Annotated in this window: 10 protein-coding genes; all 10 read left to right on the forward strand. The window is 51.2% G+C overall.

From position 1 onward, the window contains the following. The first annotated feature begins 3 nt into the window (after positions 1 to 3). The 10 genes from NC979_RS02705 to NC979_RS02750 all read left to right on the forward strand — a co-directional run bounded on the left by NC979_RS02705 (position 4) and on the right by NC979_RS02750 (position 13,337). Positions 4 to 1,245, forward strand: a complete 1,242-nt coding sequence (locus NC979_RS02705; protein ID WP_190523498.1) for a glycosyltransferase family 4 protein — start codon at positions 4 to 6, stop codon at positions 1,243 to 1,245. Beyond that, positions 1,233 to 2,408: a glycosyltransferase family 4 protein gene (locus NC979_RS02710; RefSeq protein ID WP_190523500.1), complete on the forward strand. Its 1,176-nt coding sequence runs from the start codon at positions 1,233 to 1,235 to the stop codon at positions 2,406 to 2,408. Before NC979_RS02705 ends, NC979_RS02710 begins: the two co-directional genes overlap by 13 nt. Continuing rightward, the gene (locus tag NC979_RS02715; RefSeq protein ID WP_190523501.1) at positions 2,405 to 3,799 is read left to right on the forward strand and encodes a hypothetical protein; all 1,395 of its coding nucleotides are present in this window, start codon (positions 2,405 to 2,407) and stop codon (positions 3,797 to 3,799) included. Before NC979_RS02710 ends, NC979_RS02715 begins: the two co-directional genes overlap by 4 nt. 171 nt (positions 3,800 to 3,970) lie before the next feature. Then, positions 3,971 to 4,582 (forward strand): HpsJ-like protein, cyanoexosortase C-associated, encoded by a 612-nt coding sequence (gene hpsJ-C / locus NC979_RS02720; protein ID WP_190523503.1) that lies wholly within the window; start codon positions 3,971 to 3,973, stop codon positions 4,580 to 4,582. Positions 4,583 to 4,662: 80 nt separating this feature from the next. Next, entirely contained in the window at positions 4,663 to 5,589 is a 927-nt protein-coding gene (gene crtC / locus NC979_RS02725) for a cyanoexosortase C (RefSeq protein WP_190523506.1), read from the forward strand. 222 nt (positions 5,590 to 5,811) lie between these two features. Beyond that, positions 5,812 to 6,492: a PTPA-CTERM sorting domain-containing protein gene (locus NC979_RS02730; protein ID WP_190523508.1), complete on the forward strand. Its 681-nt coding sequence runs from the start codon at positions 5,812 to 5,814 to the stop codon at positions 6,490 to 6,492. 533 nt (positions 6,493 to 7,025) lie between these two features. Then, on the forward strand, positions 7,026 to 9,602 hold the full coding sequence (locus tag NC979_RS02735) for a DUF4347 domain-containing protein (RefSeq protein ID WP_190523510.1): 2,577 nt from the start codon (positions 7,026 to 7,028) through the stop codon (positions 9,600 to 9,602). 219 nt (positions 9,603 to 9,821) lie between these two features. Next, the gene (gene hpsJ-C / locus NC979_RS02740; RefSeq protein ID WP_255524890.1) at positions 9,822 to 10,445 is read left to right on the forward strand and encodes an HpsJ-like protein, cyanoexosortase C-associated; all 624 of its coding nucleotides are present in this window, start codon (positions 9,822 to 9,824) and stop codon (positions 10,443 to 10,445) included. A gap of 155 nt (positions 10,446 to 10,600) precedes the next feature. Then, a complete protein-coding gene (locus NC979_RS02745; protein WP_190523514.1) occupies positions 10,601 to 12,085 on the forward strand; it encodes an NAD(P)/FAD-dependent oxidoreductase in 1,485 nt (494 codons plus the stop codon). Between the two features lie 103 nt (positions 12,086 to 12,188). Further along, the gene (locus NC979_RS02750) at positions 12,189 to 13,337 is read left to right on the forward strand and encodes a glycosyltransferase family 2 protein (RefSeq protein WP_190523516.1); all 1,149 of its coding nucleotides are present in this window, start codon (positions 12,189 to 12,191) and stop codon (positions 13,335 to 13,337) included. Positions 13,338 to 13,355 lie beyond the last annotated feature (18 nt).

Raw genomic sequence — 13,355 nt, forward strand, 5'->3', positions numbered from 1 at the left:
ACTATGAAACCGCTCAATATTTTAATCTCCGCCTATGCTTGCCAGCCCTACATGGGCTCTGAGCCGGGAGTGGGCTGGCACCTCGTTCAGGAACTCGCGAAACACCATCGAGTGTGGGTGCTAACCCGCCGCAGCAATCGCGATGCGATCGAGGCCGAACTGGCCCAGTATCCGGTGCCCACCCTCACCTTTCTCTACTGCGATCCGCCACCGCCCCTGCGTTGGTTGCCCCCAGCCCAGGTACCTCACTACTACGGCTGGCAGATAGGGGCCTACTATGCCGCTAAAACACTACTCAAGTCTGTAGACATTGACGTGATTCACCACGTTACCTACGTGCGTTACTCCACCCCTAGCTTTTTGGCCCTGCTACCAGTGCCGTTTGTGTGGGGGCCAGTGGGCGGTGGCGAAATGGCCCCCAAATCCTTTTGGGGTGACTTTAGCCGGCGGGGACAGATCTACGAAGTGCTGCGCAGTCTGATGCACCGATTCGGTGAGCTCGATCCCTTTACCGCTATGACGGCCCGCCGCAGCGCTCTGGTCAAAGCCACCACCCCTGATACCGCCCGCCGTTTACAGCCCCTGGGGGCTACCAATGTCCATATTGAGTCTGAGTCAGGTCTGTCCGCTGACGAGATTGAGCAGTTGGCCCAGTGCCCCACTCCGTCCCTGTCCCCGGTGCGCTTTATCAGTATGGCCCGCCTGCTGCATTGGAAGGGTCTGCACTTGGGCCTGCGCGCCTTTGCCACCGCTCAGCTACCTCCCGATGCTGAGTACTGGATTGTGGGCGACGGTCCAGAGCGCGCCAACTTGCAAGCTCTGGCTGAGCGGCTGGGTATCGCCGATCGGGTCAAGTTTTGGGGCCGTTTGCCCAGGGCCGAAACTCTGCACCAGCTGGGTCAGTGCCATGCCCTAGTGCACGCCAGTTTGCACGACTCGGGAGGCTGGGTCTGCCTGGAAGCAATGGCGGCTGGCCGTCCAGTAGTCTGCCTAGACCTAGGTGGTCCCAGTGTGCAGGTCACCGCCGAGACCGGCTTTAAGATCCCGGCCCAGGTGCCTGAGCTGACGATTCAGGGGTTAGCCACGGCAATGGAAAAACTGGCTGCCAACCCCACCCTGCTGGTTCAAATGGGGGCAGCAGGACAGCGCCGAGTGCAGCAGCACTTTTCCTGGCAGGCTCGAGGGCAAGAACTCAGTCAGCAGTACGCTGCCCTCTGTCAGGAGGTCGTCCCATGCGCATCCTAAGTATTCACAACGCCTATCAAATTCGCGGTGGTGAAGATGAGTCTTGTGCGGCCGAAGAGCGCCTGCTCGAAAACCACGGCCATCAGGTCGATCGCTATACTGCCACCAACGACGACATTCCCAACTACAGCGCCCTGCGGCTGGCGGCTAAAACCTTGTGGTCGCAGACGGCCTACCGGGAAGTGCGATCTAGGTTGCGATCGCAGCCCTATGACATCGTCCACGTGCAAAACTTTTTTCCCCTAATCTCGCCCTCGGTATACTACGCGGCCCAGGCTGAGGGGGTGCCCGTGGTGCAAACCTTGCGAAACTACCGCCTGATCTGTCCTAACGGACTATTTTTTCGCGATGGCCAGGTGTGCGAAGACTGCGTGGGGCAGGCCGTGCCCTACGCGGGCATTGTTCACAAATGCTATCGCCAAAGTCGCCCCGCTAGCGCCATGGTGACGGCGATGATTACCACTCATCGGCTGCTCAAAACCTGGGATCAGCAGGTGAACATGTTTATTACCCTGACCCAGTTTGCTAAGCAAAAGCTGGTGGAGGGCGGCATGCCCGCCGACAAAATTATTGTCAAGCCCAACTTTATTGACCCCGACCCAGGGGTGGGCAGCGGCAGCGGCGGCTTTGCTCTCTACGTCGGGCGGCTGTCGGTTGAGAAGGGGCTCGACACCCTGATCGAGGCCTGGCAACAACTCCCTACCCCCTATCCGCTCAAGATTGTCGGTGACGGCCCCCTGGCAGACCTGGTAAAAGATGCCGCCCAGGCCCTGCCCAACATCGAGTGGCTAGGTCGCCGCCCTATCGACGAAGTTCACCATCTGATGGGGGAAGCCAGCTTTTTGGTTTTTCCATCTAAATGGTATGAGACCTTTGGTCGGGTGGCCGTGGAGTCGTTTGCCAAGGGAACCCCTGTGGTAGCAGCGAAAATTGGTGCGATCGCCGAATTGGTTGAAACCGGCAAAACCGGACTTCACTTTGAACCCAGCAACCCCCAAAGCCTGGCCCAGCAGGTACAGCAGCTGCTCGACCACCCGGCTCAGCGGTTTGCCATGCGCCATGTCGCTCGCCAAACCTACCTGGAACGCTACACCGCCACTCAAAATTACACATACATTAGCGATATCTACGACAAAGTGATATTTAGCCAGCGATCGCGATGAATGTTCTTCCGCTTAGCGCCTATAAAACCATTCAACAAAAGGGATTCATTTCTAGCTCAAAGTTGATTTTGATCGCCTTTGCCACCGCCTTTTTCCCCCGTATTATTGAGTCGATTGGGGTACCGGCACCGATTAACTTCGTCCACTTTGTAATGGTGCCCATCCTCTGTCTGCTGGTGTATTTGCGCAGCCGCAACGTCAGTCGTCACCAGCGACAGTTGATGCGAGCAATCTTAATTTGCCTTTACCTCTACTTTGCGGTCAGCACGGCCAGCGCTTTGCTCAACCGAGCTGGGGCCGTGAATATTTTTTTGAATTTTATGATTCAGTCAGAACCATTTTTGGTTTTGGCAGCGATCGTCAGCATCCCCCTCACGGCCGAAAAGCTGGGGCAATTTCGGCGCTGGGTATTGGGCTTTGGACTGCTGCATCTGGTGCTGGCCCTGGGGCAATTTGTTGGCCTTCACGCCGGGCTCATATCCCACAGCCGTATGACTCTAGATGACAACATCCAGGGGGTTTTTTATCTGTCCAGCGGTGGGCACGTAGTTGGGGCAACTGTAGCTTTCGTATACGGCATTTTCTACTATGTAACAGCCAAAGAAGCAGGATTGACACTGCGAGCCTTGGTATTGAGCGCTGGTGTGTTCGAAGTATTGGTTGCCGATGCCAAGCAGGTGCTATTGGTGGGAGCGATAGCCTGGGTGGTGCTGATTATCAGCCGCACGGCAGACATTCAAAAGACAATTAAATACACGGTCTTGGCAACCATAGTCCTCTATAGCTTTTACTGGTGTGTTTATAACGTTGATATCGAGTATCTGCGCACATTTCGCACCTGGATACGGCCTGAGATTTACGGCCCTGATGGGGATGCCACTGTACAAAAGCTGTTTCCGCTGCGCACTATTCCCGAGCACTACACCTCGCTACTCAACTGGTTTCTAGGATTGGGGCCAGGACACACCGTAGGCCGCATTGGCGGCTGGATGATTCGCGATTACAGCAGCTTGCTTGACCCACTAGGTGCGACTCGCCACCCGGTAGTAGAGTCGATTTGGAAGTACTGGAATAACAGCTACCTCGACTCCAGCTTTTTCTCCCCCTTCTGGGGGTTTGCCGGTATTTGGGGAGACTTGGGCTTTCTTGGGTTGGGGGTATATGTGGGCCTGTGGTGGAGGCTGTGGACTCGTGTGTGTCTAGATGACCTGTCACGATTTTTGCTGCTGAACGTGATTGTCAACGGGTTTATCTTCACCACTATGGAAGAGCCTGGGTTTATGGTGACTATTGCAGTGCTGTTGGGACTGCGGTGGCATGAGCTCAACCCCCGATCCACCGTAGATGTTCCTGCTAATCATTGGGCTGGAGTCAACCCCTACCTTAACTAGGGCTATTCACTCGTCTATAAAGGTTTGATATTCTACGCTGGCTGAGATTAAAACTATCCGGTTAAACCTTGTCAGGCGAGAAAAGTGAACACAGAGCCATGACCTTCTCAAGGCGCACTCTTCCTTTGAAGAGTTTAAACGTATCCATTAGTTCTAACCTTTACGGCAACTATGGCTAGTTTTCCTCAGTCCCCTCTGGCTACTCCATCGCGATCGCAGGCCCCGTCTGCCAGCACCATTTTTTTGATAATTGGCCTGGCCTGCATCGGGGGATTTGTCATGAATCTAATGGCGATCGCCATTCCCCCTGACCCCATGTCTTTAGAGTGGCGAGTTGGGTTCATGCAGCAGGTTAGTGGGCGCGGCATTTTATTTTTTCTAGGCTTGGCGATGTCGGTCTACGGCAGTCTGAATCGGCCTAGCCTCTCCCGTTTCCTGGCTTTGATTTGCCTGGTTATAGGCATCTTATTTGTGTTGTCTGGGGTGATCGTTATTCGTGATGGACTGGTGCTACAAAATCAGGCTGTACGCAATATCGAAAGCGAAGCCACTGAAATTCGCTCTCAACTGCTAACAGCGCAAGATAACCCCAACCTGCCCGCCGAGGTTACACCCGAGCGTATCGAAACAGCGTTGGTGCAGGTTGAAACTCAAGCACAAGCCCTGCTCGAAAATGCCCGCGGTCAGACGACCAAATCAATGATGTCAATGTTGAGTACTCAAGTGGTGATTGGTATCGGGCTCCTGGCATTGGGACGGTTTGGCCTCAAACATAGTCGATAGAGTCGTCCTGGTGACTTTACGACAACCACTCGTTCCGAACGCCTTGCGAAACAAACCGATATGCCAATCCATTAAGAACCATGGCAGCCCTAAACCTAAATCTCAAGCCTCATCTGCAAACTATTCAGGCCTGGATAGTTAGCCTGGCTAAAGACACCCACGGGCGCTTTGTGCTGCTGGGGCTAACGGTTGGGCTAGTCTACCTGCCAGCCTGGCTAGGTTACTTGATGCCTAGGGCACTGCGGGGCAAAGTGGGCTGGTTTTTGGTGTTATGTATGCTGGGTATAGCCGTCGCCGAGTTGTGGAATCGCCGTGCCGTGCTGCAAAAACTTTTGGCTTCAGAGGAAGATCGCCTATTGGGACATCTACTGATTGTCTGCGCGGCGGTTTTGTTTCCGTTTTGCCGCTTCGCCCTCTGGCCCCAGGCCTTTTTGTGGCTGCTAATTTTGGCGGGCATCGCCTGTAGCACCTGGGGCGCTAGCTTTTTTACCCGCTTTATAGTGCCAACGTTTTTAATTGGCCTAACCACCTACCCGCGCATTGGTTTTGTCTCTCGCTTTTTGTGGGACTTTTTTGCTCCTTACCAATTTTTGGAAACTAAAATGGCTGAGATCAGTAGTGCGGCCATGCGAGCGCTTGGCTTTCCAGCTGTGCAAGAGGGAGTTTATATTACTTTCCCAGAAGGCGCAGTAGAAGTAGGCTGGGGTTGCAATGGCCTAGACATGGCCCTTTCTATCGCCGCTACCGGCTTCATCATGGGAATTTTGTACAAACAGAAGCCGCGTCAAATGGCTATATTGGTTGCTGTAGCAGCTATTATTTCACTTTTATTTAATATTCCCCGCCTAATGTTGGTCACAATTGCCCACGTGTACTGGGGCGAGTGGTGGTTTGACTTTTGGCACGGCTTTTGGGGCGGTCAAATTTTTGTGGGTCTGCTGCTCACAGTATATTATTACGCCATGATGGCGATGATTGAGCGAGCAAAAAAGCAAGTTCAGCAATAAATTATCCGACATTTTTCAGAAAAACTTTTTAGAAAATCATAAATTGAGAGTTTTTATAAAAAATAAAATAAGAGCTAGTGTTTCTACGTAGAACATTCTATACTTTTGAGAGTGCAGAATTACGCACTTATATGTGCAAAAGTCATCAAGGCCAACCTTGAGCTTTGATTTGTTTAATTAGGGTACTACCAAATTTTGATGTTCTTTCGTTTATAATAGCTAATGCGAAATTTGTTAGTGTTTGGTGCTTTTGCGGTAAGCACAGCTGCAAGCTTCTTAATCAGTGAAAATCCTGCACAGGCTCTCGGTATTGCCTGTCCAGTGCCTATTCAAAGCCTGGTATCACCGTTAGATGCTAAGGCATCCACACAAAATGGCTGTCAAATTGGAATAGGGAATGGTGGAAATGACAGCTTAGATGCGTTCAATGGTCAGGAGCTTTTTGGTAAAGGTGACTGGAAATTTGCAGGAAAAGACGAAAACGGTGCGCTTCTAGAGAATCGGATCGGTGTCAACTTTACACCCGGAGCATCTCTTTCCGGAAATTGGGATATCTCTGACCTGTTTGGTGGTACTGTTATTCCCGACGATTGGACTGATATCGCATTAGTATTGAAGGGATCGGGCAGAGTTCCTGGTGTTAGTGGAACAAATAGCTTCGTTGCCTATCTACTCTCAGGCGTCGGACCAGATGGTTTCTCTGGCACTGTTGATGATTGGACTGGGTCTTGGAGCTCACCTTTCGTCAACAACAACGGTAGAACTCAGGCCGTGTCTCATATCTCTCTTTACTACCGAAATGGTGGTGAGCCAATCCCCACTCCAGCCCTACTGCCTGGTTTAGTGGGCTTAGGTGTGGCTGCCCTGCGCAAGCGCAAACAAGAGGAAAGCGAGAGCGCGTAATAGCGTCTTTAGCTTTTGCATTTGATTGATGATTGAAAGCGCTACCTTTTCAAGGGGATAGCGCTTTTTTACTGCTCTTTTGAGTTTTTTAACGAAAATTTCTGGAAACATTTCAGTAACATCTAGCGTCCTGAAAGTAGCAGATTCTAAAGGTTTACAAGTAAGTTTACGGAAGGCAATGACAATTTGTGAAGTTAAGGTAAGGTAGTTAAAGCAGCTAGGTAGCTAATGAATCATGCAGCTAACTTGCCTAGCCAATCGTGCATTGCTTCAGGGTTTCTATCTACCAACTCTGTTTGTCGTCTTTGCCTTTGTTCCATAAATTTGTCTTTCGACGATCAGTCAATGCGCCTTTCCTTGGATTTTGTTCGGGAAATGACTGTTGGCTGATGCTCAAATAAAGCTTTGGATCATAGTCACGCAAGTCATTACATTTTTAGACCGGAGACATTTTGAATATGGGCCTTAGACCTTGTTCTAAGGCTTAGAACAGGCATTGAGACGGCATTTATCCCCTGTAGGTTGGAGAAAAAATGACGACTCAAAGTGTTCCTAGGCTGATTAAAGGTATTGTTTTTGTAGATGAGGCGATCGCCGATGCTGATACTCTGCTCAAAGGCCTTGACCCTGGCTTAGATGTAGTATTTCTCGACTCGGCCCAGGATGGTATTGACCAAATTACTGAAGCGCTGCGATCGCGCTCTGACTTAGATAGCATCCACCTGCTCTCCCACGGCGAAGCGGGTGGGCTGACGTTGGGGGCAACGGTGCTTAACACTAACACCCTCGACAGCTACGGCTCGCAGCTAAGCCAGTGGCAGCGATCGCTCAACGATGGGGCTGATGTTCTGCTTTACGGCTGTAATGTAGGGTTTGGCCGCGGTGGCCTTGATTTTGTCAATCGTTTTAGCCAATGGACCCAGGCCGATATAGCGGCCTCTGACGACATTACAGGTAGCGGCGGTGACTGGGAGTTTGAGGTATTTTCGGGTGCAGTAGAGACGATTTCGGTCTTTAGCGCCGAGGCTCAAGCTAACTACGGTGAGAACCTGAATATTGTCACGGTTACCAGCATCGCCGACAGCGGCCCCGGTTCGCTACGGGCTGCCATTGCTGCCGCCCCCGCCGGCAGCGTGATTAAATTTGCCACAACCCTGGCTAACCAAACCATCAAGCTCACCAGCGGCGAGATCTTTGTGGGCCGCAACATTACCATTGATGGCAGCGGGGTGTCTAACCTTACCCTTAGTGGCAACAGCAGCAGCCGCATCTTTCAGGTGGGTACCTCGCAAACCGCTGTACAGGCGACTTTCAAAGGGTTGACCTTAGTCAACGGCAACGGCCAGGGTGCTCAAGTTCCGGGTATGGGGGGTGCCATCAACGGTGCTAACTTTGTCCGCATTACGCTTGTTGACAGCTTGCTTAAAAACAACAAGGCGGGCCGTGGTGGGGCGCTGCAGGTGGGTTCTGGAGCTCAAGTCACCATTCTGAACAGCGTCTTTGACAGCAATGACGGCACTTTGACCAACAACGGCAAGAGCGGTGGAGCAATCTCCACTAACAGTGCCGGTGGGCCGGGTGGGCCAGGCTTTATGGTGATTGAGAACTCTCGCTTTACTAATAATCGGGGGTTTAATGGGGGTGCTGTCTACAATATTTCGTCACCCGTCACGGTTAAAAACTCGACTTTTCTTAACAATACTGCCATTGGTGAGGGCGGCGGCGCATTGTTTAGCGATGGCGCTGGGCCAGGTGGCCCAGGCACCACCTCAGGAGGGACTATTCGCATTGAGGGCAGCAGCTTTGAGGGTAACCAAGCCAAAGGTGGGGGTGGCGCGCTGTATATCTACAGCTACGGCACCGATAAGCTAGTGGTCGAAAACAGTACTCTGCTGAAAAATACGGTGTCTCTCAGCAGCCAAAATCTGGCTCGCGGTGGTGGGCTAGAGGTCAACGGCGGCACCGTCACGCTGCGTAATGTAGGTGTGGCCAACAATGTTGCAGAGAAGCAAGGCGGAGGTCTCTGGGTTCAGACTGGGCAGTCTGTCAATATCTCCAACAGCACCTTTTCTACCAATCGGGTCAACAATGATGCTGGGGGGGCAATGTTCTTAAACACCAGCTCTGCTGCCCCTGTTAACATTACCAATTCCACCATCGTCAACAACTTTGCTGGACGCGCTAACGGCGCACTATGGATGAACAGCGGTAATAAAGACTCAATTACACTGCGTAATTCGATTGTCGCTTTCAATAGGGCGGTTGATACGAGGCAGAACCAAGTCGGCTATACCCCCCGCGATGGCGGTGGCAATATTGAGTTTCCAGCGCCGGTCAATTCTGGCCCGCGGGTAGCTGCCAACAGTCGTCTTGTTGATCCACTGCTGGGTCCGCTAATGAAGATTGGCGATGACCTGGTACATCCGTTGCTATCGGGTAGCCCAGCGATCAACACCGGCGTGAAAACCACTGGCGTGCCCACCCAAGACCAACGCCAGTTCATCCGTGACTCTTTGATTGATGTAGGGGCCTTTGAACGGGGCGGGTTGCCGACTTATGGCAGTAGCAGTAACGATATTCTTTTAGGCACTTCAGTGATCAATAGCTTTTCTGGGAGCAGCGGCAACGATACTCTTTTAGGCCTAGGCGGAGCCGACACGCTAACTGGCGGTACTGGAGCCGATCGCATCGTTTACACCGGACGATCGCAAGCCGAGGCCTTTGGCCAGTCAACCCTGGCGGCGCTCGATCGCATTGTAGGCTTTGATGCCATCCAGGGCGATCGCATTCAGCTCGACTACAACAACAATTTGCTCACCTCTGAGCAGCCAGGGGGACTATTCAATGCTGGCTTGAAAACTGGCACGACCTTAGAACAGGCCGCTCTGGCCGCTTACCAAGATAAAAATCAAACCTCCAGCGGAGCGCAAGCTATGGCGGCAAACCAGGCGGTGTTTTTCCGCTGGGGAACCCGCACGTTTCTATCTGTCAACGATAGTAACGCTGCTTTTTCTAAAAGCACGGACCTAGTAGCCGAAGTCACGGGCATAGGAATGGCCGGGACTGATTCTACCGCTGGGACCTTAACGGTGACCAACTACTTTGCGTAAGACGACGATTTTCACACAGTAAGCCTGCAAAGCCCCGGCCATACGGCCGGGGCTTTGCAGATCAGGCGGGTCCACCTATAAACATTCAGTGAAGCTAGATAAAACTGGGCGGAAACCACCGTCATCCCCTGAATAGGGTTGAAGTAAGCCTGTGCCCTAGCAGTGGTGTGCGCTCTCCCCATCCTAAAACTAAGCATTTATAGATCTGGAGTTTTATCTATGGTTGGTGCTTCAAATCCGCTCTCTTCCCCCTCTCTCAGCGGCCAGGCGATCGCTCGTGTTGTCGGCTTTACCTGCATTTTTGGCTTTCTTGTCGACATGACCGCCCTTACCTTTCCCCTGGAGTGGGGAACAGCTTGGCGGGTGGGGTTATTGCAGCAAATGGGCGATCGCAGCATAGTGCTGCTCATTGGTGTTGCCCTATTAATCTACAGCGCTTGGGAGAACCAAAGCTTACGAAAGATGTTAGGCTTTCTAGCGATGGGACTAGGCACTCTTTTCCTGCTGATTTGCATGTTTGTAGTGCGCGAAAGTTTTCTACTTCACTCTCAGGCGATTGACAATATCGGCAACCAAGTTTCGCAGTTACAGACGCAGGTTGAAGCAGGCCGCTCCAACCCAGAAGTTATGGCCAATGCCACAGAGGATGATTTTGCTAATGCCTTGAGGGCTATTGACACTCAAGCTGAAACCCTGCGGCAAAATGCAAAAACCACTATCACCAGAAGTGCTATTGCCAGCACCAGTAACTTCGCGGTAGTAGGCATTGGTTTATTGAGCTTAGGCCGCCTAGGCTCAACGGGGAAATACAGGGGCCGAAGCGCTAAAAAGACGCGGAAATAAATTGCCTTTCACTTCGCCACAAAAATCGGTGCCGAATCAACCGGCACTAAATTTGTCGGCTTCACGTCATTAAAGAACGACTCTTTTCGCTTACCTATGGCTAGCCTTTTTAAGATCACGAATCAGCAATTAACCAACCTTTTACAGCGAGCTATATGAATGATTATCCCGTTGTCATTATTGGGGCAGGGCCAGCAGGCCTAACTGCTGCCTACGAACTGCAGAAGCATAATCTCAAGTCTGTAGTACTTGAACAGGCAGATCGAGTAGGCGGTATTTCCCGTACCGAGACCTATAAGGATTATCGGTTTGACATCGGTGGTCATCGCTTTTTTACTAAAGTTGACGAAGTTAATGCGCTTTGGCAAGAAATCTTAGGTGATCAATTTATTCGAGTGCCCCGACTCTCACGAATTTACTACGATGGTAAATTTTATGACTATCCCCTTTCCCTATTTAAAACTCTGAATAATTTAGGGCCACTGCAAAGTCTGCTGATTCTGATAAGCTATCTCAAAGCCAAATTCAAAAAATACCTACACCTTAACGCAAAAGCTGAGACTTTTGAAGAGTGGGTGATTGACTGCTTTGGTAATCGACTGTATCGAATTTTCTTTAAGACCTACACCGAAAAAGTATGGGGTTTACCCTGCAACCAAATTCGAGCCGATTGGGCAGCTCAGCGAATTAAGGATATGTCCTTGAAACGAGCTGTAATCAACGCTCTGTTTGGCAGCCAAAATGCCAAGAGTTTAATTAAAGAATTTGACTATCCACGCCTAGGCCCTGGCATGATGTGGGAGCGCTGCCAGGAAATCGTTGAAACCCAGGGCTCCCCCATTCATCTCAACACCAAAGTGGTGCGAGTCGAGCGAGAGGGCAGTCGCGTTACCAAGGTGATCGCCGAGCAAGGCAATGAAACCATTGAACTGACCGGCGATCATTTCATCAACTCCATGCCGATCTCGGCTCTTGTCCACCGTCTTGATCCTCCACCCCCTGACGAAGTTTTAGCTGCAGCACGAGGGCTGAAGTATCGAGATTTTTTAATTGTCTCGCTAATCATTAATCGCGACAAACTTTTTCCCGATAACTGGCTCTATATCCACAGCCCCGACTTTCGAGTAGGGCGCATTCAGAACTTTAAAAACTGGAGCCCAGCGATGGTGCCTGACCTCAGCAAAACCTGCTTAGGAATGGAATATTTTTGCAGCGAGGGTGATGACCTTTGGGAAATGTCAGAAGCGGAATTGGTTGAACTGGCTACTGAAGAAATTGTTGGTCTCAACTTGGGGGTGAAGCTAGTCGATGTGGAAGATGGCTGCGTGATTCGTCAACGCAAGGCTTATCCAGTCTACGACGGAGAGTATCGCCAACATCTGCAGATGCTGCAAGACTACGTGATGACTTTTGAGAATCTGCAAACGGTGGGCCGCAACGGCATGCACCGCTATAACAACCAAGACCACTCGATGTTGACAGCGCTGCTGGCGGCGAAAAACATTCTGGGTGAAGACCACGATCTGTGGAATGTGAACGTAGAGCGATCGTACCAGGAGAACTTTACGGACGAAGAGTGGAGTCGGCGACAGAAGGCTCAAACGCGGCCCGGCAGTGTGGCTCCCCTATCAGCGGTTTAGTGAATGGTGTCTTTCCTTATCGATGCTTACTCGTCTTGATCGCTGGGTATCACCTATGCCAAAGCAGTTGTGTACTCTATGGTTATCTTCCTACCGCTTACCAATGTCTCCTAGCAGGAACTGCGATAACACTACTTCTGAGCTAGAACTGGCTGAGACCCCGTTAATTTCGGTCATTATTCCGGCCTATAACGCAGAACAGTTCATTGCCCGAACGCTGGAGTCGGTGTTGGCACAAACTTACCGAAATATCGAAGTACTAGTTGTAGACGATGGCTCTCAAGATGACACAGCAGCGATTGTTCATCGGTATAAGCAGCAGGATGATCGAGTAAAGCTATTGCACCAGAGCAACGCTGGAGTTGCTGCCGCTCGAAATTTAGCGATTCAGTCTGCCAGGGGAGAGTTTATTGCCCCTATTGATGCAGACGATATTTGGAACTCGGAGGCGATCGCCAAGTTGGTAGTCCGATTTCAACAATCACGCTCTGACGTGGGAGTGGTATACACCTGGTCGTTAGATATTGATGGGCAAGAGCGACCTACAGGCGGTTTCCATGCGGCGGCGATCGCAGGCAATGTCTATAAAACGATGATTTGCCATAACTTCTTGGGCAATGCTAGTTCTACCCTAATTCGTAAGAGCTGCCTCGATCAGGTGGGCGGCTATGACTCGCAGTTAAGAGCCCAGCAAGCTCAAGGTTGTGAAGACTGGGATCTTTATCTGCGCCTTGCAGCCAGATATCCATTTGCCGTCGTACCAGAGTTCTTGGTGGGCTACCGCAAGCAAACTAGTAGTATGTCTGGTGACTATGGTCAAATGGCGCGATCGCAGCAGCTCATGCTAGAAACTGCCCAGCAAAACCATCCTGAAACGCCGGGATTTCTTTATCGGCTATCGCGCAGCAGCTTTTACCTCTATCTGGCTCATCAATGCCATAGTCAGGGGCACGCTACTGACACGGTGTTTTGGCTATGGCAAGCGCTTAAAGTTGATCCGATAACTCCTTTGGGGCGGCCTGGCTTTTACCAGTTACTAGTTACTAACTTGCTGCGATTAGGGCTTAGCCACAACTATCTTCCTACTCGGAAGGTAACCAAACTTCCTAATAAAAAGGCATCAATCTTAGATTTACCCCCCAGTGCAGTATCTACAACGGCATCCTCTGTAGCTCTCCGAGCCAGTCATCCAAAGGTGTGGATCAAGGTGTGGGTCAACGGAATTCTACACCGCACGTTGCAATTTATCTAAGTTAACTAACCAAATTCA

This window comes from Leptolyngbya subtilissima AS-A7, from assembly GCF_039962255.1.
In the GTDB taxonomy this organism is placed as follows: Bacteria; Cyanobacteriota; Cyanobacteriia; order Phormidesmidales; family Phormidesmidaceae; genus Nodosilinea.

Bases quoted from the DNA above. Each gene is read 5' to 3' on its own strand.
- NC979_RS02705 (WP_190523498.1), top strand. From the start codon at position 4: ATGAAACCGCTCAATATTTTAATCTCCGCCTATGCTTGCCAGCCCTAC.
- NC979_RS02710 (WP_190523500.1), top strand. From the start codon at position 1,233: ATGCGCATCCTAAGTATTCACAACGCCTATCAAATTCGCGGTGGTGAA.
- NC979_RS02715 (WP_190523501.1), top strand. From the start codon at position 2,405: ATGAATGTTCTTCCGCTTAGCGCCTATAAAACCATTCAACAAAAGGGA.
- hpsJ-C (WP_190523503.1), top strand. From the start codon at position 3,971: ATGGCTAGTTTTCCTCAGTCCCCTCTGGCTACTCCATCGCGATCGCAG.
- crtC (WP_190523506.1), top strand. From the start codon at position 4,663: ATGGCAGCCCTAAACCTAAATCTCAAGCCTCATCTGCAAACTATTCAG.
- NC979_RS02730 (WP_190523508.1), top strand. From the start codon at position 5,812: ATGCGAAATTTGTTAGTGTTTGGTGCTTTTGCGGTAAGCACAGCTGCA.
- NC979_RS02735 (WP_190523510.1), top strand. From the start codon at position 7,026: ATGACGACTCAAAGTGTTCCTAGGCTGATTAAAGGTATTGTTTTTGTA.
- hpsJ-C (WP_255524890.1), top strand. From the start codon at position 9,822: ATGGTTGGTGCTTCAAATCCGCTCTCTTCCCCCTCTCTCAGCGGCCAG.
- NC979_RS02745 (WP_190523514.1), top strand. From the start codon at position 10,601: ATGAATGATTATCCCGTTGTCATTATTGGGGCAGGGCCAGCAGGCCTA.
- NC979_RS02750 (WP_190523516.1), top strand. From the start codon at position 12,189: ATGTCTCCTAGCAGGAACTGCGATAACACTACTTCTGAGCTAGAACTG.